A 21,146-nucleotide genomic window follows, 5' to 3' on the forward strand; every position below is an offset into this window, starting at 1 on the left:
GTGTTATCTGACAGCCATCGGACGCACTCCCTGATGCGATATTGCAGACGAACGGTTCTGTCTGCGCTCGCGGCGGGGGCAGTGGGGGTCGCCGGCTGTTCAGGTGACCAGTCCCCCGACGGGAACGGCGGAACCGACGGCGGAACACCCGCGGAGAGTAGCCCTTCTATCGGCGGCGTCACCGGTACGTGGCAAACCGCTGGAGGACCGACGAATCAGGCAAACCGCATCGATGGCGTCTCGGGCCGTGGTCCCGAACCCCCGTTCACGCGGGTGTGGTCCGATGGGGACATCAATACCGGTTTCAACCTCATCGGGCCGGATGGACGGTTCTACAATCACGACTCGTCTTCGCAATCCGGGGGAATCACGGTCGTCGACGCAGCGACGGGAAGCGACGAATGGTCGACATCTATCGACGACGGCAGCGACGCCATCGGTCGCCCGCTGTGGGTCGACGAGGATGCAGTCATCTGTTCCTACGGCGCGGTTTCCCCTTCCGATGGCAGTCGTCTGTGGGAGCGCGTGAACACCGACCGCTTCCGTGGACAGTGTGCCGACGCGACGGGCCTGTACGGTCAGGGATTCGACGCCGGGCAGCCGAGACCGGTTCGGAAGCGCGGTGTCGATGACGGCAAACAGCGCTGGTCGTACGACCTCTCCGAGGTTCAGTCTGCTCGACCTAAGTTCGTCGCGGACGGTCGCCTCTTCGCTCGTGGGAGGGCCGACGGCGACGAGGTGACGCTCACGCTGGACGCCGAGACGGGCAGGGACTCCCGGATATTCGACAGTGGCGCTCCGGCAGCGGTCGATAACCGGTTCTACTACCTCCGCGGTGGTGGAAGCCTCAGCGCCGTCGACCCCGACTCCGGCGAGACGGCCTGGGACGTAGCCACCGAACCCTACAACTTCGTCGTCGGTGACGAGCGGTTCTATTATCTCGACCGGTCGGCCGGAAGCATCCTCGCCCGAGAGAAGGCAAGTGGTGACGAACTGTGGTCCGTCTCGCTCGGGGTTCGGACAGTAGCGTTCCTCTTCGGTGCCGGCGACCGAATCTACGTCAGCGGTGTCCAAGGTGGTGGAACATCCGAAGAGTCGTTAACGGCGCAGACAACGGCGCTTACGCCGAGTGGCGAGCAGGCGTGGTCGACAGACGGGTTCCTCGCTCAGTTCGTCACAGAACAGGCCGTCTACGGCAGTACCATCCAGTCGGATACGCCCGTCATGGGTGGGTACGTTCCACAGGCCGAATGAACATTGACGAGACGGCACGTATCGAGAATTCGACGCTCGGCGACGTAGAAATCCGAGAGTACGTGACCGTACACGACTCCGAAATCGCCACCGGGTGCCGAATCTACGAACGAACGTCCATCAAGAAATCCAACATCGACGGCCCGACAGACATCAACGCCAACGCCTACGTCGAGAACGCCCGAATCGGGACGGAGGTACAGGTCGGCCCAAACGCCGCCGTCGTCGGCGTGACTCACGACCGCGACGGCGACGGAATGACCTTCCGCGAGGACACCTTCGAGACGGTCGTACTGGAGGATGGCGCCTTCGTCGGTGCCGGCGCGGTCGTGTTGTCCGGCGTGACCGTCGGCGAGAACGCCGTCGTCGGGGCCGGCGTGACGGTGACGGAAGACGTCGCGGCCGGGACGGTCGTTCGGGACGGCCGATAGCCGTCGCTGACCGCATGACGGTCGTCTGACGGAGAACTATGTGCGGTGGGCGTCTTCGGTTCCCCAATGGGCGAGGAAACGATTACCGTCGGAGAAGTGAGTCGTGGCGACGACGCCGGGACGGGCGTCGAGTTGCCAATCGTCGATTTGCTCACCGGACGGGGATTCATCACCGGCAAGTCCGGTTCCGGGAAGTCGAACAGCGCGAGCGTCGTCGCCGAGAAACTGCTCGACCGCGGCTACAGCCTGCTCGCGGTCGACATCGACGGCGAGTACTACGGCCTCAAAGAGGAGTACGAAATCCTCCACGTCGGCGGCGACGACGAGTGTGACCTGCAGGTCAACGAGGAACACGCCGGCAAAATCGCCGAGTTGGCGCTCGAACAGAACGTCCCGATAATCCTCGACATCTCCAGCTTTTTAGACGAATCGGAGGCACGGGATTTGCTGACGGAGGTGACCAAACACCTCTTCGCCAAGGAGAAGAAACTGAAACAGCCCTTCATGATGCTCGTCGAGGAGGTTCACGAGTTCATCCCCGAGGGTGGCGGCATGGACGAGTGCGGTCGAATGCTCATCAAGGTGGGCAAACGCGGCCGCAAACACGGCCTCGGCATCGTCGGCATCAGCCAGCGCCCCGCCGACGTGAAGAAGGACTTCATCACTCAGTGTGACTGGCTCTGTTGGCACCGCCTGACGTGGAACAACGACACGAAAGTCGTCGGGCGCATCCTCGGCAGCGAGTACGCAGACCACATAGAGGAGATGGACGACGGGGAGTGTTTCCTGATGACCGACTGGTCGGAGGACATCCGCGTCGTCCAGTTCGAGCGCAAGCGAACTTTCGACGCCGGTGCGACACCCGGTCTCGACGATTTCGAGCGGCCCGAACTGAAGAGCGTCTCCGGCGACCTCGTCGAGGAACTTCAGGAGATAACCGAAACCCAACAGCAACGCGAGAACCGGATCGAGGAGCTACAGCGCGAACTGAAGCAGAAAGACGAGCGGATTCAGGACCTCGAACGCCAACTGTCGGAGGCCCAAGACCTCAAGCAGATGGCCGACCGCTTCTCGCGGGCGATGATGGAACAGGTGACCGGCCGGCCGCTGTCGGCCGCGCCAGGACGACAGAGCGAACTCGAAGAAGTCGCCCGAAAACCGGTTCGCCGCGACCCCGAACTCGAAGCGGAACTGGACGCCGTCCGAAGCGGCGAGCGAGAACCCGAGTCCGGACAGGTCCCAGACGCCGCCGAGGTAGATTCCGCCGACGCAACCGACGGCGAATCCACGAGTGGCGACGACTCCGACCGAGAGGTCGACACCTCGGAGCAAGCGGAACCGGAGGCCGACCCCGTCGACGACGCCGAGGGGCCGGCGAACTTCGGGGACGCCTTCGACGGAATCGATTCGGTCGGAGCCGAAGAGCCCACCGACGACGACACGGAACCAACCGTCGCCGAGGTCGCAGAGGGCAAACACCGCTCGCCGACGGCGACTGCGACGGAGACGGCCAGCGACCCGCTCGTCACCCGACTGCGGGACGAGATTTACTCTCTCGACGACATCGCCGTCGAGATGCTCCGACACTACCGGGATTACGGACCGACGACGCCACAGGAGGCCCACGCCGCCGCGGGCGGGTCCGGCGACAGAACCGAATCCTACGCTGCCAACCGCGCGCTGCGCCAGCGGGGGCTCGTCGCCCACGTCGGCCGCGGGAAACACGACTACGCCCTGCCGTCGCTGGTCGCCGAGGAGTCGGTCGACCCCTTCGAGCCGAACGAGCGACTGCCCGACGACGAACGCGATGAGTTGGTCCAAGCAATCGAGGCGGCGTTCGTGGAGGGTATCGAGCCACAGACAGCGGACGAAGGCAATGGAACCGCGGCCGCCGATGGCGGCGAAGTCGAATCCGACCACGCCGATGGCGTGACGCCCTGGCCCGAAGAGTAAGCCGCTCACACGCCAGCGAAATTTTTATTCTCGATTGCGACGTTGATTCAAACGAGTCGGAAGCGACGTGTGTGTCGGTACAACCGTTCGGAGGTGAAACCACATGCACGAAGGAGAAACTACCCTCGTTTGTCACGTCAGGGCGCCGCTCGTCGCGGACCCGGTTGAATCGCGCGTCGAAACGCTCCGTTCCCTCGAAGACGGCCCGCTCGTCGACACCGTCGTCGTCCGGAGTTGGCCAGACACCGTCCGCCTCGACGACGAAGGCGACCACGAGACCCGCGCACGATACGAGCGGTTCCGGTCGTGGGCCGACCGGCGCGGCGTCTCCATCCAGCCGCCGTTCGAGACGCGGACCCGGTCGTCGATAGTCGAAGAGGAGGGCATCGACGTGTTGGTCACGCCGACGCTGTGTCTCGCCGTCTACCGCGAAGAGCGGTTAGTGGGCGTCTTCCCCCACTCTTCGGACGGGGAGACCTACACCGTCGAGGAGGCCGTCGACGCGCTTCAGGACGGTGAACTGCCGCGCCCGCTCGGGTCTATCGAATCGAGTCCCACGGCCGAACCGCGACGCTGTCCGGACTGCGACGGCTCCCTCGTCAATGGACAGGGCGTGTTCATCTGTCCGGACTGTGCGTGGGTCGGTGCGGCCGCCTCCGACGGGTGGGAGCGGCTGTCGACGGCCGGCACCCAGGCCGCCGAAACGGCCTCGGATTGACGCGAAGACGGCTCTCGAACCGGGGGCGATTCCCTCATCCGCGCTAGGCGAACCACAACCACTTCGTAACTACCCTTATTTTCGATACTGGAGTAGCTTCTCTCGACGCCGGCAGCGGTGCCGGACGAACTGCGTGGGGAGAGACATGTCCAACGACACGAAAATCACGGTGCTCTGTTATGCACGAGAGCCAATCGTTTCGGAATCGGTCGAATCGAACATCGAACTGCTGAAGCGCTGTGAGGACGGCCCGCTCGCCGACCGGGTCGTTCTCCGAGGGGGGGCCAGGGAGCGTCCGGGTGGATGGTGAAGAGAACCCCACTCGCGAAGTCGTCCGCCAGTTCGAGCAGTTCGAAGCGTGGGGAGACCGACACGGGGTCAGCATCCGCCCGGCGTTCGAGAGACGGACACGCTGTTCTATCGCCGACGACGAACACAGCGTTCTCGTGACGCCGCTTCTGTGTCTCGTTGTCTACCGAAATCAAGAGTTGTCGGCGGTCTTCCCACACTCCGTCGACGGGGAGACCTACACGGTCAAAGCGGCCATCGAGACGCTTCTGTCAGGGGAACTCCCGGTCCCCTCGCGGTCGGGGCGACGACCGGACCGACTACTGTCGAAGTGACGGCGGTTACACCACCGGGTCGACGAGGGCTTCGAGCGCCGCCTTCGGGTCGTCTGCTTTGGCGACGCCCGAAGCGAGAAGGACGCCCTCTGCTCCGAGGCCAGCGGCTGCGTCGAGGTCTTCGCCGGTGGAGATGCCAGCACCACAGAGGACGGGCACGTCAGAGACCGAGGCGGCAGCATCGACCGAATCAGTGACGATGTCGGGGTCGGCTTTCGACACCGGCGTTCCGGTGCCGATGAGTTCCGGCGGTTCGACGGCGACGGCGTCGGGGTCGAGTGCGGCCGCGGCCGCTATCTGTCGGGGGTTGTTCGCACAGACAACGGTTTCGAGGTCGGCGCGCTCGGCGGCCCGGAGCGAGGCATCGATGTCGGCCAGTTTCAGGCGGTTCTCCGAGTGGTTCAGAAGGGTTCCGACAGCGCCGGCGTCGGCGGCGGCCTCCGCGAGCGTCGACCCCGTGTGAGAGCCGTACTCGACGGGCGAGACGTGTTGGGCCCACGTTTCGACACCCGTCTCGGCGACGCGGTCGAGGTGTGCGGCCTGCGGTGCGACGGCGATTCGGACGCCTGTGTCGTCGGCGACTTCGGCGGCCGCCTCCGCGACTTCGATGGGGTCACAGGGGTACGCCTTCAGGTTGACGAGGACGAACATAGCGGGAGGGCGGTTGCCGGCCAAAAATAGTTGTCCATGCCGGGCGCGTCAGCGGGCAGCGTCGAGGTCGACGAACGCGTCGGCGTCGGCGGTCAGCCACGTCGACATCCGGGCAACACCCGAGAGTCCCGGCGGATACACCGTCCGCCGGTCGGGCCGACCGTCGTACCGGACGAGGGCCGCCGTGAGGGTAATCGGCTGTGCTTGGTTTCGCGTTCGGTCCGTCCCGTCGAGTCCCTCGCCCATAGTCGTCATCGACATCTCGAAGGCTGGTCCACCGGACCAAAACGGCTGCTAATTGCCCTCCACAGCACTATTGAGCGTTCCAGAGACCTCATATTCGCGTCACACGCATCACGTCGAGTCGGTCGGCGGCCGTCTCGATGCCGTTGACGACGCCGTCGAGGTTGTAGACGACGGTCCGAAGCGCGAGCGCGTCGAGACTCGGCCCGTCCTCGAAGGCGATCCGAAGAGCTGCTTGTCGGTACTCGTCGCAGTCGCTTTCGATGGAGCGGACGCGCCCGACGGGGTCGACGACGGCACTTGGGTCGCCGTCAGCGACGAGGACATCGACGTAAGCTTTCGCCGCCGCCGACAGGGCCTCGATTGCCACGATGGCGCGTTCGGCAAGGCCGACCAAGGCCCCGCGACAGTTCTCGGGGAGCGCCGGCCGTATCGCTGCGAGTTCGGTTCCGACGGTTTCGGCCCTGTTGGCGACGGCTTCGATGAGCGTGTACAAAGACACGAGGTCACCCGCCATCAGGTACAGTCCGGTCGACTCCGGCGTCACCGACTGCCCGACGGCCAACCGGAGTTCGCGGGCGGTATCGTTACACACCGACTCACGCTCTCGGAGCGTCGAGACGGTGCAGTCGAACGGTTCGCGCGCGCGACCGTACTCATCCAGCAACTTCGGGAGTAACTCGACACACTGGCCCACTTCCGTCAGCAACGAGTCGGTGCGCTCCCTGACGACCGCAGTCATCTCGACATCGGTCTCTGACATACATCGAGAGGTCGCCCGAACCGACAAAGACGCCTGCTATGAGCGGTCAATGGCGGTTCGTGTGGTACTTTACGTCATCCCAAACGGAATTTGGCGGTCACTTCATCGTGACGTAGGTGAGGAAGGCGACGGCACAGAGTTGCAGTCCGCGGAGGGTCAACAGCGCTCGTTGTGCCAAGGGGTCGCCGGCATACAGCATGTTCGTGCTGAAAAAGAAGTACAGCGCGAGGACGTTCTCCACCAACAGCACGAGGCCGAACGCCAGCAGTCCCAGCGTCAGCGACGACTTGAACGTCCGGTAGTTGCGGAGCCACACGCCGACAAGGCCCAAAAGAAGCAGGATGCTCACACCGGACAGCGCACTCGCAATCGTTAGGGTCGTGTTCATTGCCATCGTCAGTCCTCTATTCGGTCCGTGATTCGGTCGAACTCCTCGCGGTGGCGCTCGAAGCGGTCCGTGAGGAAGTACAGTTCACCGTAGTCGTCGCCGCCGGTTTCGACGATGTCGTGGTCGACGAGTTTTTCCAGGTGATACCGGATGGTGTTGTATTCGAGGTCCAGCGACTCGCTGAGTTGGTTCGCGTTCCGCGGGCGCTCGGAGAGTGCGTCGACGAGGCGGGCGCGGTTCTTCCCGCCCCGCGTGCCGACGAACAGATACCAGAGAGCCTTCTCCATCCGAACTCGCCTACGGGTTCATCGAACAGTCGTATATCTGTGGCGGTCACGGGCGTACTATCCGTGAGACCCATCCAGAGGGGCCGCTCGGGAAGGCCTCGGACTCCGCTTTGGGTTGGAGAGTACCTTCGCCGTCGGTCGCCCGGACGACCACCTCGTGTTCGCCGTCGGGTGGGTCGTAGCTGTACGTCCACTGTCGCCACACGTCATCGCCGGGAAGCGGCTCCGAGAGGGTTGCCTCCGACCACGAACCGCCGCCGTCGGTCGACACCTCCACGCGTTCGATATCTCGCGTGCCAGCGTAGGCGTGGCCCGCGACCTCGATTGTATCTTCGCCGACGTTGACGACGTGCAGTTTCGCGACGGTGTTGACCGGGCCGGTACCGTGCCAGCCACGCTCTTCCCAGTAGCCGTCCTGTTCTTGCTCCAGCACCTCGATTTCGGTGAGCCACTTGACGTTGATTTCGCCCCAGTGGCCGGGGATGAGCGCCCGTGCCGGGTAGCCGTGGCCGCGCGGCAAGACGTCGCCGTTCATCCCGTAGGCGAGGAAGCCGTCCGACAGCGCCGGCAGTGGGAACTCCTCGTAGAACCCATCGGCCGCCCGCAGCATCACGCAACACTCCTCGGCGGGAACGGCGGGGTCGACGAGGTCCATGATGGGGACGCCGGTCCACAGCGCGTTGTCGAGTTTCTTCCCGTTGAGGCTCTCCCCGACGCAGCGAAGCGAGACGAAGCGGTTCTCCGCGGCCATCGCTCGTATCTCGTCGTAGGTGTAGGACACCTCCTCTTCGACGGCACCGGTGACCGAAACCGACCACCCCTCGGCATCGATTGTGGGGTCCGTCGCATTGATGTCGACCTCGTAGAACTCCTCGCTCACGAGCGGTTCCAGCCCCGACACCGCAAGCGAGTTCCCCTCGGCGTCATCGAGCAGGGAGTCGATTTCGGCCGTAATCGATTGGGAAACGTCTAGTTCGGACGTTTCCTCCGTCCCCCGAAGTCCCCCTTGCCGACCGAAAACGAAGCCGCCGACCGACAGTGCCAACGCGCTGGCGACACCGCCGAGGACCCGCCGACGGGCCGGCGAGACATCCGAATCAACTCCGGTAAACAGGTCGCTGGCGGCGAGGACGACCCCCACCGACACGCCGGCGGCTATCGACGGCAACGGCGCGGCCGTGAGGCCGAACGCGATGCCGACGCCGAAGGCTATCGAGAGAAGGACGCCGACCGGCGGTGCATCGAGACGCCGGCCGAGAGCCGAACAGCCCAGCGCAACGAGGGCGAACACGCCGACGGCGATGCCGATGGCTGCCACGACGTTGAGTTGGCTGCCGACCTCACCGAACTGGACGATGCCGAACGTGATGATTTCGCTCGGGAGCCGTCGTGCCATCGTGCCGGCGATAGGACCGACGACGAAGGAGGGCGTGAACCCGGCGACGGCGTAGGAGCCGGCGACGCCCGCGACACCGGCGAGTACCGAGACCAAAGCCCGCCCGGCGTCAGGGAGCCGTCGGTGGACCGTTCGGAGAGACGCGGCGTTCATGGTTTCTGTAGGTACGCCAAGGGTTTAGTTCTCCATGCCACCGGTGCTCACCGTCACGCGGACGACGTCGGCCGTCTCGGGGTAGTCGTAGCCGTCGTCGACCTCACTGATACGACGGACAGTCGTGTTCTCTTCGGGGCCGGCACCCGCTTCCATCTGTCTCGGTGCCTGATTTCCGCCGACGCCGGGTTCCTCGTTTTCCTCGGTGCCGGTATCCCACAACAGCAGGCGGTCGGTCACGTCGCCTTCGATTGGTTCTCCCATCTCGTACAGCGGCATGCCAGTCGGTTCGGGCGCGTAGAACAGGTCGTTTGATTGGACGAACATCGTCGCCAGCGAGAGGCGTTGCCCGTCGGCCGCCTCGACGGTGAACTCGTAGGCCTCGCCGGGACCGATAGGCGCGGGGCCCTCGCCATCGACGGGCGTCGTCGCGGCGCCGACCGTCGCCTCGCTCATCTCCAGTTCGTTCACCAACCCCGCGGGGGAACCGTCCTCCGCGAGTTGCTCGAGGCCGGCACTCGCGGACGCGCCCGACTCGAAGAGCGCCCCCTCGGACTCGTGAACCGCGTAGGCTGTCGGTGACAGCGGGACGGCAGCCGTCCCCTCGGAGGTTTCGAGCGTCTGGCCGGTCGATACGTTCTCGATTCGGACGGTGAAGGTGGTCGTCGCGTCGCCGTCCATCCCATCGTCGCTGGTCCCACCGTCGTCCATGCTCTCGTTGTTCATCCCGCCGTCGTTGCCGTCGTCCATCCCGCCAGCGCCGGCACAGCCGGCGACGAGGACGGCACCAGTCGTTCCCGCTGCGAGCAGTAGCTTCCGTCGAGTCGTGTCGTCCGTCATCACACTCGGGCGGAGAGGGTAGTGGATAAAGGAGATTTTTCAAGGTCCGTCGCAGGTTCGAGGTGAATCCGTTGGAACTCCCTCTAGAATTCGTCTCAAATCGTTATCCGGAACCGACGTCCAGATATCGAGAGCGACGGATACACGGTGGCGGAGTCGCTACGCAAACACATGAACGGACGCCGCGCGTGGGTGTCGGTCGACGGCGAACCGCGACTCGGGACGGTGGTCAGGTACTCGTATGCCCCGAAGACGGGGGCACCGCTTTTGGCCGTCGAGTTGGACGACCCGGTCGGCGACACCGACGAAGTGGTCGTAAACCCACAGATTGACGACGTACTGTTCGAAAGTGAGGCCTGAAATGAAGTCTGTTGCCCTCCCCGACGGCCGCACGCTCGCCTACGAGGAGTACGGTGATGCGGACGCGCCGCCAGTCGTCTTCTGTCACGGCACGCCCGGGTCACGGCGCTCGGCCGCTGTCTTCGATGACTGCCCAGTACACGTTATCGCCCCTGACCGCCCCGGTATCGGTGGTTCTGACCCCGACCCCGGACGCGACTTCGGTTCCTGGCGCGAGGACGTTGCCGCCCTCACGGAGAAACTCGACATCGAGGAGTTCGGCGTCGTCGGCTTCTCCGGCGGTGGCCCCTTTGCACTCGCCGCTGGGGACGCACCGGGAGCGACGGCAGTGGGACTCTTCGCCCCCAGCGGTCCACCCGAGGTGAGCCCAACCGACCCGCTCACAGTGGCCGGTCGGTACGCGCCGATACTGCTCCGGGGGCTCTTTGCGGTCCAGCGCCCAATCGTTCGCCGGAACCCGGATGCCGCACTATCGCTGTACACCGATGCTGACCCCTCCGAGTTATCGGTTCCAGAGGGCGTCGACCCGGTCGAAGTGTTCGCCGAGGACACCCTGACCGCAACCGAGCAGGGCGGCAAGTGGCCTGCACAGGAGTTAGCACTGCTTAGTGAATCGTGGTCGGTTCCGAACCCGGAGGTTCCCGTAACCGTCTGGTACGGCGAGAATGACGAGAACGTGCCGCCGTCGGTCGCGAAGGCTGTCGCCGACGAAACTGGCGCAGAAACCGTCGCGTTATCGACGGACCACCTCGAAACGCTGTGCGAAGCGCGAGCCGACTGCGTCTCGTTCGTCAGTCCTTCCGCTTGACGACGTCGCCGAGGGTCGTCCCACCCGTCGAGGACCCACCGGACCACTCGCTGTCGTCGGTCGACCCGCCCTCGGACAGCGTGATGTCGAGGGCCTTCTCGAGTTTGCGTTGAACCTTGTCGCTCGGCAGTACGTCACCGCGCTCCAGTTTCCGGATGAGGCTGGCCTTCTCGTTGAGCTGATTCGCCAGTTCCTCCTGGGTGAGGCCCTCGGATTCACGGGCGTCTCGGATTCGGTCGTCGTAGTCGGTGACGACCTCGTCCATCTCGTCGAACATGTCGCGGCGACGGCCGCCACCACCGCCGCCCGACGAGGACGACGTGGAACTGGACGACGACGAAGACGACGAGGAGGATGAAGACGACGTGGAGTACTTCGTCGACGACGAGGACGTGTCCTGTGTCTGGACTTCCGTGCCGAAGTCCGCGCAGTCGTCGCACACGTCGAGTTCGGCCCCCTCGACCTTGACGGTCTTCGGCGACGCCGTCTCGGCGCCGCACATCTCACATTGTACCATACTCGTCCTTACCGTCGGGGCGCAAAAGGGTTTTCCGCCTACTCCAGGGCGACCATCGAGTAGTAGAACCGCTGGAGTGCGGTGACGTGGCCGACGACGGCGAAGAAGACCAGCAGCCACCCGACCAGCGTCAACCCATACGGTTCGGCAGTGTAGAAGGCGGCGACGGCGGTGACGGCGCCGATGATGGCCAGTCGGTCCGCACGGCCGACCAGACCACCGTACACTCGGTCCAAGCCGACGGCTTGGGCCTGCGTCCCGAGATACGAGGTCATCAACACGCCGGTGACCGCGAGGAAGCCGAGTAAGTACTCTTCAGTTCCGGCGGCCAGTCCGGCGATGATGACGATGTCGGCGTACCGGTCAAGCACGTGGTCCAGGAGGTCGCCGGCTTTCGAGTCGGTCCCTTGCCGGCGGGCGAGAGCACCGTCTAAGAGGTCTAACCAGCCGTTGACGAACACGAAGGCCGCACCGAGGAGATACAGAAGCGGGTCGGGGCGCCAGATACCCGCCGCCGCTCCCGCCAATGCGTAGGCGGTGCCGGCGAAGACGGCGAACCCGAATGCGATAACGCTGACGCCGTCCGGCGACAGGCCGACGCGGTCGGCGGCAGTCACGAATGGGTCGAGCATACGGTCGGCCAGCGGCCGGAACTTATCGAGTGTCATAGGTAATCGATGAACTCCACATCTCCTGCCGACGGCGCTCGCTCGCCGGCGACGACGGCTTCGATGTCGGCGGCGACTTCTTCGGGCGTTCGGTCCGTCGTGTCGATTTCGTACACCGAATCGAGGCCGTGAGCATCGACTGCTTCGGAGAGGATTACGTCGAGTGCCTCGGCGTCGGCGTTCTCGCGAGCTTTCTCTGCGGATTCGCCCCGCTCGGAGAGCCGTTCGTGTAACACCTCGGGATGACAGCGCAACACGACGACCCGGTCGGCGTCGAGGTGGTGTGCGAGGTGGGATTCGACGAGTACGTCCTCGCGGTCGGCGAGTCGCTCGCGAAGCGCGTCGATGTCGGCGACGAGACTGCCGCGTTCGGGGTCCTCGCCGGTCGCCAGCCCCTCCTCGCGAATCAGGTCGTTGAGGTGAACCACATCGAGGTCAGCGTCGAGGAGGTCGGTCGCGGTCGTCTTGCCCGTTCCAGGGGTCCCGGTGACAGCGACCCTCATAGTAACTCGTTCAACACCTCTACGGCGCGTTTCGTTTCCTCGCGGGTACCGCAGGTGACGCGGACACACTCGGGGAGTCCGAAAGAGGTGGTGTCGCGGACGATGACGCCCTCGCGTTGGGCCGCCTCGGCGACCGCCGTTCCGTCGCCGACTTCACACAGCACGAAGTTCCCCGAACTCTCCCAGGTGTGACAGTCGAGTTCGTCGTACATGTACTGTCGCGCCCAGCGTGCTCCCTCGACGGTCTTCTCGACGTGGGCCGGGTCGTCCAGTGCGGCGAGGCCGGCCCGGCAGGCGATTTCCGACGCCGCAAATGGCGTGTTCACCCGGGCGTAGGCGTCGGCCCACTCCCCGGGGACGACGGCGTAGCCGAGGCGGACGCCAGCCAGTCCGTACGCCTTCGAGAACGTCCGGAGGACGGCCACGTCGTCGCGTTCCTCGGCGAGGGCGACCGCCGATGGGGAGTCGGAGAACTCGCCGTAAGCCTCGTCGACGACCACCAGCGTCCCCTCGTCGGCCGCGTCGGCGAGTTTCTCGACTTCCGACAGCGACATCTCGCTACCGGAGGGGTTGTGCGGACTGGTGATGTAGACGATGCGCTCGCCGTCGTAGTGTTGCAGGACGCCCGCTGCGGTCTGCTCGAAGTCGTCGGATTTCCGAATCGGATACTCCGAGACGGTGCCGTGGTGATACCGGGCACTCATCGCGTAGTAGGCGAAGCCGGGCCTGGAGACGAGGACGCCCTCGCCGGGGTCGAGCATGGCGCGGGCGAGGTAGTCCAGCGCTCCGTCGCCCCCGTTCGCGAGCCACACCTGTGAGGGCGTGACGGCCCACCGTTCGGCGAGCGCCTCCCGGAGGTCCGCCGCCGACGACTTCGGGTACGTGTGGACGTTCGGGGCGTACTCCCGAATCGCCTCGGCCGCTTTCGGCGCGGGTCCGTAGGCGTTCTCGTTGGAGGAGAGTTTCACGAGAGAGTCGGGGTCGAGACCCAACTCGCGGGCGACTTCCTCGACGCCGCGGCCGGCCTCGTAGGCGACGTGCGCCGACAGGTCCCGTGGTTCCATACCCGACACTCTGTGCGGCGGGCCATAAGTAGGCGTCCATCCGGTCCGGCCGAGGGGGTGCGACAACGCTTTTCACGGCGTCGTCCCACCGTCTACGGGATGACGGATTCAGCCGATGGACCGACGCTCCGCGTGACGGTCTCCGAGGCCACAGACCGGGACGGTCTGGACGCCGTTTGCGACCGCGCCGAGCGAACCACGGTCATCGAAACCGGACCGACGGGCGCGCCGAACGGGCCTTACGCTTACGCCACAGTCGACGGTCGAACGGCGCTGTACGCCGCCGTCACCGACTCGACGCTCGAACGACTGCTCGACGCCTGCGAGGAGGGGTCGCTCCCGACGGCGGAAGCCGAGGCGGTCACCGACGGCGACGACCCACCGCGTCCGACCGAGGGCGCGCTGTCGGTCGGCACGCGTCGCGTCGTCGCCGGCTGTGGCTGGCACACCCCCACGACGGTCTCCGACCCTGTCGCTCCCGAGGTTCGTGCCGACCTCGAGAGTGCATTTGAGGCGGTCGAAGGAATCGGCCTGCTGGGACGGGGGCGTGCCGACGCGGCCGCGGACGAACCGCTCGCCGAATCGTGGCGACGGATACGCGAAAGCGGCGACGACCCCGTTGTGGTCGTCAACACTGCCGACGCCGACCCTGAGGCCCGCGGAGACCGACTGCTGGCTGCGGCCGCCGCAGGCCGACTCCACGATGCGGCACGGGCCGTCGCCGCCGTCGTCGGCGCAGAAGACGTTATCGTGTTGGCTCCTGCCGAAGACCCCCTCGTTTCCGAGCGCCTCGAAGACGCCGGCGAGTGGCACGTCGTCGCCACAGAAGACGACTTCCGACTCGGCGAACCGACGATGGCGCTGGAGCGACTGGAGGGCAACGACCGAATCGAGGCGCGACGCCGCCCACCCGGCCCCGAGGAGTGGGGGCTGTACGGTCGGCCGACCGCCGTCCACACCCCGCGAACGCTGTTGCAGGCCGCCGAGTTGTGGCGAAATCCCGAGGCGTTCGACGCCGACGCCGCCGACCCCGGGACGCGTCTCGTCTCCGTCGGAGGGGACGTAGCCACCTCGGCGACCGTCGAGTTACAGACCGACGTGCCGCTGTCGAGGGCGCTTTCGGCGGTCGATTCGCCGGCTGACGCTCGCTTCACCGTCGGCGGCCGCTTCGGCGGCGTGACCCGTTCGCTGGACGTTCCCGTGGCTGCCCCCGCGTTGAGGGCCGCTGGGCTTGGGACCGAGGGCGTCGTCGAGGTGCTCGGTCCCGACCGCTGTATCGTCGCCAGCGTCGGCGAACGGGCGGCCTTCGCCCGCGAGGAGAACTGCGGCCGGTGTGTCCCCTGCCGGGAGGGGTCGAAACAACTCCACGAGGCGCTTCGGGCGGTGTACGACGGCGAGTTCGACGCCGCGGCGATTCGGGAGTTGAGTCGCGTGATGGCGACGACGAGCCTCTGTGAGTTCGGCGAGACCGCCGCTCGCCCCGTCCGGACCGCACTAGAGGACTTCGAGGGCGAGTTCCGCGCCCACGCCGACGGCAGGTGTCCGGCCGGCGCCTGCGGGGGGATGCAATGAGCGCCGACGAACCCGGACCGACGCCAGGGATACCGGACATCGAGGACCCCCGACCGTCGACGCCGCTGACCGAGGACTTCCGGACCGGAACCGCAAACGACCCGCCGAGGCAGGGGTTCGAAACCGACAGCGCCGCGACGCTCACCGTCGACGGCGAGACGGTGGTCGTCCCGCCCGAATCGACGCTTCTGGACGCCGTCGAAGCGGCCGGCGAGGAGGTCCCGGCGCTGTGTCACTACGACCGCGACACCGACGCAGGCGAGGAAATCGGCCCGCGCTCGACGTGTCGTACCTGCGTCGTCGAGTCCGACGGCGACCTCGTCGCCGCCTGCTCGACGCCCGCAGAGGACGGTCTCTCGGTCGAGACCACGGCTCCGGACGCCGAGGAGGCACGAAGCGTCAATCTCGATTTGGTGCTGTCGAATCACAACCTTAGATGTACGACCTGCGGGAAGAACGGCCGCTGTGAACTGCAGGACGCCTCAATCGAGGCGGGCGTCTCCCACCCCCGCTACGGCGTCTTCGACGAACGCGGCGAGTACGAACCGCTGGACGCCTCCTCACCCATCAACATCGACCGCAACAAGTGCATCCTCTGTAACCGCTGTGTCGAGGCCTGCAACGACGTGCAGGTCGAGGGCGTCCTCCGCGTGGAGGGCACCGGCGAGGACACCCGAATCGGCTTCCAGACCGGCGCCGAGACGATGGCCGACTCGACGTGTGTCTCCTGTGGCCACTGCGCGACGGTGTGTCCGACCGGCAGCCTCGTCGAGGAGGGACTGGTCGACGCGACGACGCTCCCGCTGCCGGGATTCTCCCAGCGGAACTCCGTTGGCGAGGTGCTGGAGCGGGACGAGGAGGATGCCCCGACTCGCGGAACGGAAGCCGAACCGGGCGTCGACGGCTTCATGCAGCGTGCAAAGCGGCAGGCGACCGACAGCACAAAGGACCTTCGCGCTCGCGTGATGAAGTTCGGCGAACACCTCGCCGAGGATATGGCGGCGACGGTCCTCTCGGAGGGACTGCTCTTCGGTATCGCAAAGCGCGTCGGCGACGCCCGACTGAAACGCGTCGACGAAACGGAGACGACCTGCGGTTACTGTGCCGTCGGCTGTCGGTTCGACGTGTACTCGAAGGACGACTCGATACTCGGGGTCCGGGCGACAGACTCCGAGGCCGCTCCCGCAAACGACTTCTCGACCTGTGTCAAGGGGAAGTTCGGCTACGGCTTCGTCGAACGGGATGACCGCCTGACGACGCCGCTGATTCGGGAAGACGGCGAACTTCGGGAGGCGTCGTGGGAAGAGGCCCTCGACCGCGTGGCATCGGAACTGGGCGACATCCGTGAGACGGGCGGCCCCGACTCCGTCGCGGCGTTTGCCTCCTCGAAGTGCACCAACGAGGACGACTACCTCCTCCAGAAGTTCGCCCGGACGGTACTGGAGACGCCGAACGTCGACAACTGCGCGCGACTGTGTCACTCTTCGACTGTCGCGGCGCTGCTCCAGACGGTCGGCTACGGCGCGATGTCCAACAGCATCGAGGACGTGGCCAACGCCGACGCCTACCTACTTTCGGGGACGAACACGACCGAATCCCACCCCGTACTGGCGACGAAAATCAAGCGGAACGTCCGGGACGGCGCCGACCTCGTCGTCGTCGACCCCCGGAAAGTCGACATCGCCGAACACGCAGACCAGTACCTCCGCTCGACCCCCGGCTACGACGTGGCGTGGCTCAACGGAATGGCCCGCTACATCATCGAAGAGGACCTCTACGACGCCGAGTTCGTCGCGGAGAACGTCCACGACTTCGAGGCGCTCCGGGAGAAGGTCGATCCCTTCACACCCGAGGAAGTCCAGCGGCTGGCGGGCATCGCTCCCGACGAACTGAAGCGGGCCGCCGAAACCATCGCCGAGGCCGAATCCGTCGTCTTCGGGTGGGCGATGGGACTCACTCAACACAGCCACGGGACGAACAACGTGCTCGCGATGGCGAACTTCGCGCTGTTGACCGGCAACGTCGGCAAACCCAACGCCGGCCTCTCGCCGTTCCGCGGCCACAACAACGTCCAGGGCGGAGGCGGCGACATGGGGACGCTGCCGAACAAACTGCCGGGCTACGGCGACGTGACTGACCCCGAGACGGTCGACCGCTACGAGGCCGAGTGGGGCGTCCGCCCGCCCGAAGAAATCGGGCTGAAGGTCACCGAGACCTTCGAGGCCATCCACGACGGTGACGTACGTGGCCTGTTCGTGATGGGCGAGAACCCGGCGCTGTCGGAACCCGACATCCGACACGCCGAGAGCGCCTTGGAGGAACTGGAGTTCCTCGCCGTGGTCGACATCTTCGAGACCGAAACCACCGACCACGCCGACGTGGTGTTGCCGGCCGCCTCCTTCGCCGAGAAGTCGGGGACGTTCACCAACACCGAGCGCCGGGTTCAGAAGGTCAATCCCGCCGTCGACCCGCCCGGTGAGGCCCGCCCCGACTGGCGTATCGTCCAGTCGCTGGCCAACCGGATGGGCGCGAACTGGAACTACGACGACCCCACCGAAATCATGGACGAAATCGCCCGCGTCGCACCCATTTACGGCGGCATCAGTCACGACCGACTCGAAGACGAGGGCGGCCTCCAGTGGCCGTGTAGAGACAGCGAGGACCCCGGAACGAAGTTCCTCTACGCCGACGGGTTCAACTTCGAAGACGGGACGGCACGATTCGTCCCCGCCGACATGGGCGAACCCGGCGAACTCCCCAGCGAGGAGTTCCCCCTGACGCTGACGACGGGGCGCGTGCTGTATCACTTCCATACGGGGACGCTCACCCGCCGTGTCGACGCGCTGACCGACCACGTCGGCGAGAGTTTCGTCGAAATCAACCCCGAGACGGCGCGTCGACTCGGCGTCACCGACGGCGAGACAGTCCGCGTCGAGTCCGAACGCGGTGACATCGAGGTCCGGGCGTGGGTAACGGACCGACCCGGCGACGGCGTCGTCTTCGTCCCGATGCACTTCGCCGACGGCGCGGCGAACGTCCTCACCGGCGAGCGCTACGACCCCACGAGCGGCATCCCCGAGTACAAGGTCGGGAGCGTCCGCGTGACGCCGCTCGGGAGCGACGGCGAGAGCGCGACGGCCTCCACCGATGACTGACGAGCGTACCGGCGTCGTCGTCGCCGGCGGTCGCTCAGTGCGGTTCGGGGCCCGCGACAAGACGGTCGCCGACCTCGCCGGAAAGCCGTTGATTCGTCACGCCGCCGAGGGACTCCTCGAAGCGACCGACCACCTCGTCGTCAACTGCCGGGCCGACCAGCGGGCGGCAATCGCCGAGGCGCTGTCGGGACTGGACCCGACGTTCGCCATCGACGGGGAACCCGACAGGGGGCCGGTCGGCGGCATCGAAACGGGGCTGAGAGCCGTCGAGACGCCCTACGCGGCCGTCGCCGCCGCCGACATGCCGCTGCTCGATTCCGGCCTCTTCGAGTATCTCTTCGAGCGTGCAGCGGGCCACGACGCCGCCGTCCCGCGGCCCGGCGACTGGTTCGAGCCGCTGCACGCCGTCTACCGGCCCGAACCGATGGCCGACGCCTGTGGGGCCGCCCTCGAAGAGGAGGACACCCGAATCATCGAACCGCTGTTTTCGCTGGACCACGTCGTCGTCGAGCGAAGCGACCTCACCGCCAACGGCAGTCTCGACAGTTTCGAGAGCGTCGACACGCCCGACGATTTGCAGTGGGCCGCCGAGCGACTCCACGAGTAGGGGCCACTCTCTTGTCACCGGAGGCCATCTGTCGGATATGTCACGAACCGCAGTTATCGCCGGTGTTGGACCCGGACTGGGTGCCTCTATCGCCGAACGATTCGCGGAGGAAGGCTGTTCGGTGGCCCTGCTGGCGCGCTCGGAGGCGTACCTCGACGGCCTCGCTACCAGACTCGACGAGCAGACAGCCGGCAAGGCGCTCGCCGTGCCGACGGACCTCGCCGAACCCACAGATATCGAGGCTGCCTTCGCAGAGACGCGCGAGGCATTCGGCGACGTTGACGTGCTCGTCAATCACGCCTCGGCCGCCTCGTGGGACGGCCTCTTGGAGCAATCGACGGATGATTTCCGGCGAGCGATGGCCGTCGGTCCGGAGGCGGCGTTCCGCTGTTCGCAGGAAGCCGTCTCCGACATGCTGGACGGCGACGGCGGAACGGTCATCTTCACGGGCGCGACGACCTCGGTCCGCGGGCGTGCGGGGTCGGTCGGCTTCAGCGCCGCGAAGTTCGCCTGTCGCGGCCTCGCACAGTCGATGGCACAGGAACTCGGCTCCGAAGGCGTCCACGTCGCCCACGTCGTTCTCGACGGCGTCATCCGACCGCCGGAGGGTGTCGAGGACGACGCCGAGTCGTATCTGGACCCCGACGCAATCGCCGAGCGATACTGGACGCTGGTCGAGCAGTCGACCGACACGATGGACTTCGAGGTTCATCTCACCAACGGCAACGGCACCGTCGAGTTCCTGTAACCCCGTCCGAGGAACTATGCGGCTCCGCCGTCACGAACACGTATGACCGAACGGACGGTCACCACGAGCGGGACGGGGAGCACAGCAGCACAACCGGACATCGCGGAAGTCCGGCTGTGGGTGGCGGGTCGAGACGATGTCGCCGAAATCGCCCACGAACGGGCCCGCAATACCGAAGCGTCGCTCCGAACTGCACTCTCTGCGGCCGACGTTCCGGAGGACTGCATCCGTCGGACCGACGCCCAACTCGAGGACAGAGACAACGGCTTCGAGATACACACCGACGACCCCGAGTACCGAGCGGAGTTTTCGATGGTCGTCGACTGTGTCCCAGAACAGGCCGACGATATCGTGGGCGCAGTCCTCGATGCTGGCGATGGGTCGGGTATCGAACGGATTAGTTTCGACGTCGGCGACGAAGCGCGGATGCGTCTCGGCGAGGAGGCCCTCGACGACGCGATGACAGTCGCTCGCCGCAAGGCGGAAGCTATCGCGGCCGCTGAAGGCCTCACTGTCGGCGAGGTTTTGGAAGTGACGACGGACAACATGCCCAGTGGGATGGAGAGCATCGTCGACGACGCGCTTGGCTCCTCCGAGTCGGGGTTCCACCCCAACCCTGTCGAAATCGAGGCGTCGGTCGAGGCTACCTTCGAACTCCAAGACGGCGACTGATTCAGGCCGTTACCACATCGACGACCCGTCGGAGGTCCATCCGGCCAAGAACGACCCGGTCGACCCGATGGTGTTCGAGCACGTCGGCAGCGATTTCTCGGGCAGTCGTCTCCAGCGACTCGTCGTCGACCATGTTCAAAAGCGGGACGACGCGGGCACCATCCGGGACTCCCTTTAGCCCGCCGTCGTCGTGCGTCAGGACGGTCACGATGTCGTTCGGATGTATCTCATCGCCGGTATCGAGGCCGGTCAGTTCGGCGACGCGTTCGGGGCGGTGGACGCGCTCGTCGGTCAGCGGTTCGCCGACCGCGCGGACGCTCGCGACGGGGACGACCACGTCGGCGGTGGCCGGTATCTGGGGTTCGTCGTCGGCCGGCGCTTTGAACCACCGGCGTCGCGCTCCGTCCGCCTTGATGAGTATCGGCACGTCCGTCGCCTCGGCCAGTTTCTCGACCGTCTCCGTCTCATAGCCGAGATACCGCTCTCGGTCGCCGTCGCGTCCCGGGACGACGCCGAGCGGCCAGTCGCCGGGGTCGGCAGCCTCGATGGCCCCGACCGGGTCGTCGGTGACGACGAGACGACCCACGTGGCCCTCGAACGGCGGGATGCGAACCGTCGCGGTGACGACGGCCTGGTCGAGAGCGGCCGAAAGCGCATACAGCGTCGACTTCTTGCCGCCGGCACCGACGACGGCAACCGCACCCTCCGGGTCGAACGCCTCGATGAGGTCCATACCGGACCGACGGCATCCTGGCACAAAACGGCTCTGCCG

Annotated in this window: 25 protein-coding genes; 13 read left to right on the plus strand and 12 right to left on the minus strand. The window is 66.0% G+C overall.

What is annotated here, in order from left to right:
- Window positions 1-33: 33 nt before the first annotated feature.
- From NMP98_RS04660 to NMP98_RS04685, 6 genes are all read left to right on the plus strand, one after another.
- Window positions 34-1,254, plus strand: a complete 1,221-nt coding sequence (locus tag NMP98_RS04660) for an outer membrane protein assembly factor BamB family protein (RefSeq protein ID WP_254860388.1) — start codon at window positions 34-36, stop codon at window positions 1,252-1,254.
- Window positions 1,251-1,685, plus strand: a complete 435-nt coding sequence (locus NMP98_RS04665; RefSeq protein WP_254860389.1) for an acyltransferase — start codon at window positions 1,251-1,253, stop codon at window positions 1,683-1,685. The genes NMP98_RS04660 and NMP98_RS04665 overlap by 4 nt, the downstream gene beginning before the upstream one ends.
- Window positions 1,686-1,751: 66 nt before the next feature.
- Window positions 1,752-3,638 (plus strand): helicase HerA domain-containing protein, encoded by a 1,887-nt coding sequence (locus tag NMP98_RS04670; RefSeq protein ID WP_254860390.1) that lies wholly within the window; start codon window positions 1,752-1,754, stop codon window positions 3,636-3,638.
- Window positions 3,639-3,741: 103 nt separating this feature from the next.
- Window positions 3,742-4,356, plus strand: coding sequence for an HTH domain-containing protein (locus NMP98_RS04675; protein ID WP_254860391.1), 615 nt, complete (start codon window positions 3,742-3,744; stop codon window positions 4,354-4,356).
- Window positions 4,357-4,501: 145 nt separating this feature from the next.
- Window positions 4,502-4,666 carry a hypothetical protein gene (locus NMP98_RS04680; RefSeq protein ID WP_254860392.1) on the plus strand — a complete coding sequence of 55 codons (165 nt, stop codon included), beginning with the start codon at window positions 4,502-4,504 and terminating at the stop codon, window positions 4,664-4,666.
- Window positions 4,656-4,979, plus strand: coding sequence for an HTH domain-containing protein (locus tag NMP98_RS04685; protein ID WP_254860393.1), 324 nt, complete (start codon window positions 4,656-4,658; stop codon window positions 4,977-4,979). The genes NMP98_RS04680 and NMP98_RS04685 overlap by 11 nt, the downstream gene beginning before the upstream one ends.
- A 6-nt stretch (window positions 4,980-4,985) precedes the next feature.
- Here the strand turns inward: NMP98_RS04685 and tpiA are convergent, their stop codons facing one another.
- The 7 genes from tpiA to NMP98_RS04720 all read right to left on the minus strand — a co-directional run bounded on the left by tpiA (window position 4,986) and on the right by NMP98_RS04720 (window position 9,700).
- Window positions 4,986-5,630, minus strand: a complete 645-nt coding sequence (gene tpiA / locus NMP98_RS04690) for a triose-phosphate isomerase (RefSeq protein ID WP_254860394.1) — start codon at window positions 5,628-5,630, stop codon at window positions 4,986-4,988.
- A 48-nt stretch (window positions 5,631-5,678) separates the two neighbouring features.
- Entirely contained in the window at window positions 5,679-5,891 is a 213-nt protein-coding gene (locus tag NMP98_RS04695; RefSeq protein WP_254860395.1) for a DUF7511 domain-containing protein, read from the minus strand.
- A gap of 73 nt (window positions 5,892-5,964) precedes the next feature.
- Complete coding sequence (locus NMP98_RS04700; protein ID WP_254860396.1) at window positions 5,965-6,636, minus strand: DUF47 family protein; 672 nt, start codon at window positions 6,634-6,636, stop codon at window positions 5,965-5,967.
- A gap of 97 nt (window positions 6,637-6,733) precedes the next feature.
- Entirely contained in the window at window positions 6,734-7,030 is a 297-nt protein-coding gene (locus tag NMP98_RS04705; RefSeq protein ID WP_156708484.1) for a DUF8036 family membrane protein, read from the minus strand.
- A 2-nt stretch (window positions 7,031-7,032) separates the two neighbouring features.
- A complete protein-coding gene (locus NMP98_RS04710) occupies window positions 7,033-7,311 on the minus strand; it encodes a winged helix-turn-helix domain-containing protein (RefSeq protein ID WP_254860397.1) in 279 nt (92 codons plus the stop codon).
- 46 nt (window positions 7,312-7,357) lie between these two features.
- The gene (locus NMP98_RS04715; RefSeq protein WP_254860398.1) at window positions 7,358-8,860 is read right to left on the minus strand and encodes a molybdopterin-dependent oxidoreductase; all 1,503 of its coding nucleotides are present in this window, start codon (window positions 8,858-8,860) and stop codon (window positions 7,358-7,360) included.
- A gap of 24 nt (window positions 8,861-8,884) precedes the next feature.
- Window positions 8,885-9,700 (minus strand): spondin domain-containing protein, encoded by an 816-nt coding sequence (locus NMP98_RS04720; RefSeq protein WP_254860399.1) that lies wholly within the window; start codon window positions 9,698-9,700, stop codon window positions 8,885-8,887.
- A gap of 171 nt (window positions 9,701-9,871) precedes the next feature.
- Here NMP98_RS04720 and NMP98_RS04725 point away from each other — a divergent pair, with 171 nt between their 5' ends.
- Both NMP98_RS04725 and NMP98_RS04730 read left to right on the plus strand, forming a co-directional pair.
- Window positions 9,872-10,060 (plus strand): hypothetical protein, encoded by a 189-nt coding sequence (locus NMP98_RS04725; RefSeq protein ID WP_254860400.1) that lies wholly within the window; start codon window positions 9,872-9,874, stop codon window positions 10,058-10,060.
- A 1-nt stretch (window position 10,061) separates the two neighbouring features.
- The gene (locus NMP98_RS04730) at window positions 10,062-10,868 is read left to right on the plus strand and encodes an alpha/beta fold hydrolase (protein ID WP_254860401.1); all 807 of its coding nucleotides are present in this window, start codon (window positions 10,062-10,064) and stop codon (window positions 10,866-10,868) included.
- On the opposite strand, the gene NMP98_RS04735 is transcribed toward NMP98_RS04730, so the two are convergent.
- Genes NMP98_RS04735 through hisC form a run of 4 tightly spaced genes read right to left on the minus strand, consistent with a single transcriptional unit; the run spans window position 10,852 to window position 13,620 of the window.
- Window positions 10,852-11,385 carry a multiprotein bridging factor aMBF1 gene (locus tag NMP98_RS04735; RefSeq protein ID WP_254860402.1) on the minus strand — a complete coding sequence of 178 codons (534 nt, stop codon included), beginning with the start codon at window positions 11,383-11,385 and terminating at the stop codon, window positions 10,852-10,854. The two genes, NMP98_RS04730 and NMP98_RS04735, sit on opposite strands and share 17 nt — an antisense overlap.
- A 38-nt stretch (window positions 11,386-11,423) precedes the next feature.
- Entirely contained in the window at window positions 11,424-12,053 is a 630-nt protein-coding gene (locus NMP98_RS04740; RefSeq protein WP_254860403.1) for a CDP-alcohol phosphatidyltransferase family protein, read from the minus strand.
- A complete protein-coding gene (locus NMP98_RS04745; RefSeq protein WP_254860404.1) occupies window positions 12,050-12,556 on the minus strand; it encodes an adenylate kinase family protein in 507 nt (168 codons plus the stop codon). Before NMP98_RS04745 ends, NMP98_RS04740 begins: the two co-directional genes overlap by 4 nt.
- On the minus strand, window positions 12,553-13,620 hold the full coding sequence (gene hisC, locus NMP98_RS04750) for a histidinol-phosphate transaminase (RefSeq protein ID WP_254860405.1): 1,068 nt from the start codon (window positions 13,618-13,620) through the stop codon (window positions 12,553-12,555). Before hisC ends, NMP98_RS04745 begins: the two co-directional genes overlap by 4 nt.
- Window positions 13,621-13,719: 99 nt before the next feature.
- Between hisC and NMP98_RS04755 the strand changes: the two genes are divergently transcribed.
- The 5 genes from NMP98_RS04755 to NMP98_RS04775 are packed head-to-tail and all read left to right on the plus strand — an operon-like array spanning window position 13,720 to window position 20,374.
- Entirely contained in the window at window positions 13,720-15,192 is a 1,473-nt protein-coding gene (locus NMP98_RS04755) for an NADH-ubiquinone oxidoreductase-F iron-sulfur binding region domain-containing protein (RefSeq protein WP_254860406.1), read from the plus strand.
- Window positions 15,189-18,347 carry a formate dehydrogenase subunit alpha gene (gene fdhF, locus NMP98_RS04760; protein WP_254860407.1) on the plus strand — a complete coding sequence of 1,053 codons (3,159 nt, stop codon included), beginning with the start codon at window positions 15,189-15,191 and terminating at the stop codon, window positions 18,345-18,347. The genes NMP98_RS04755 and fdhF overlap by 4 nt, the downstream gene beginning before the upstream one ends.
- Window positions 18,340-18,954: a molybdenum cofactor guanylyltransferase gene (gene mobA / locus NMP98_RS04765; protein WP_254860408.1), complete on the plus strand. Its 615-nt coding sequence runs from the start codon at window positions 18,340-18,342 to the stop codon at window positions 18,952-18,954. The genes fdhF and mobA overlap by 8 nt, the downstream gene beginning before the upstream one ends.
- Window positions 18,955-18,991: 37 nt before the next feature.
- Complete coding sequence (locus NMP98_RS04770) at window positions 18,992-19,702, plus strand: SDR family NAD(P)-dependent oxidoreductase (protein ID WP_254860409.1); 711 nt, start codon at window positions 18,992-18,994, stop codon at window positions 19,700-19,702.
- 42 nt (window positions 19,703-19,744) lie between these two features.
- On the plus strand, window positions 19,745-20,374 hold the full coding sequence (locus NMP98_RS04775; RefSeq protein WP_254860410.1) for an SIMPL domain-containing protein: 630 nt from the start codon (window positions 19,745-19,747) through the stop codon (window positions 20,372-20,374).
- Window position 20,375: 1 nt separating this feature from the next.
- Here the strand turns inward: NMP98_RS04775 and yqeC are convergent, their stop codons facing one another.
- Window positions 20,376-21,107: a selenium cofactor biosynthesis protein YqeC gene (gene yqeC, locus NMP98_RS04780; protein ID WP_254860411.1), complete on the minus strand. Its 732-nt coding sequence runs from the start codon at window positions 21,105-21,107 to the stop codon at window positions 20,376-20,378.
- Window positions 21,108-21,146 lie beyond the last annotated feature (39 nt).

Source organism: Natronomonas gomsonensis (assembly GCF_024300825.1).
GTDB lineage: Archaea > Halobacteriota > Halobacteria > Halobacteriales > Haloarculaceae > Natronomonas > Natronomonas gomsonensis.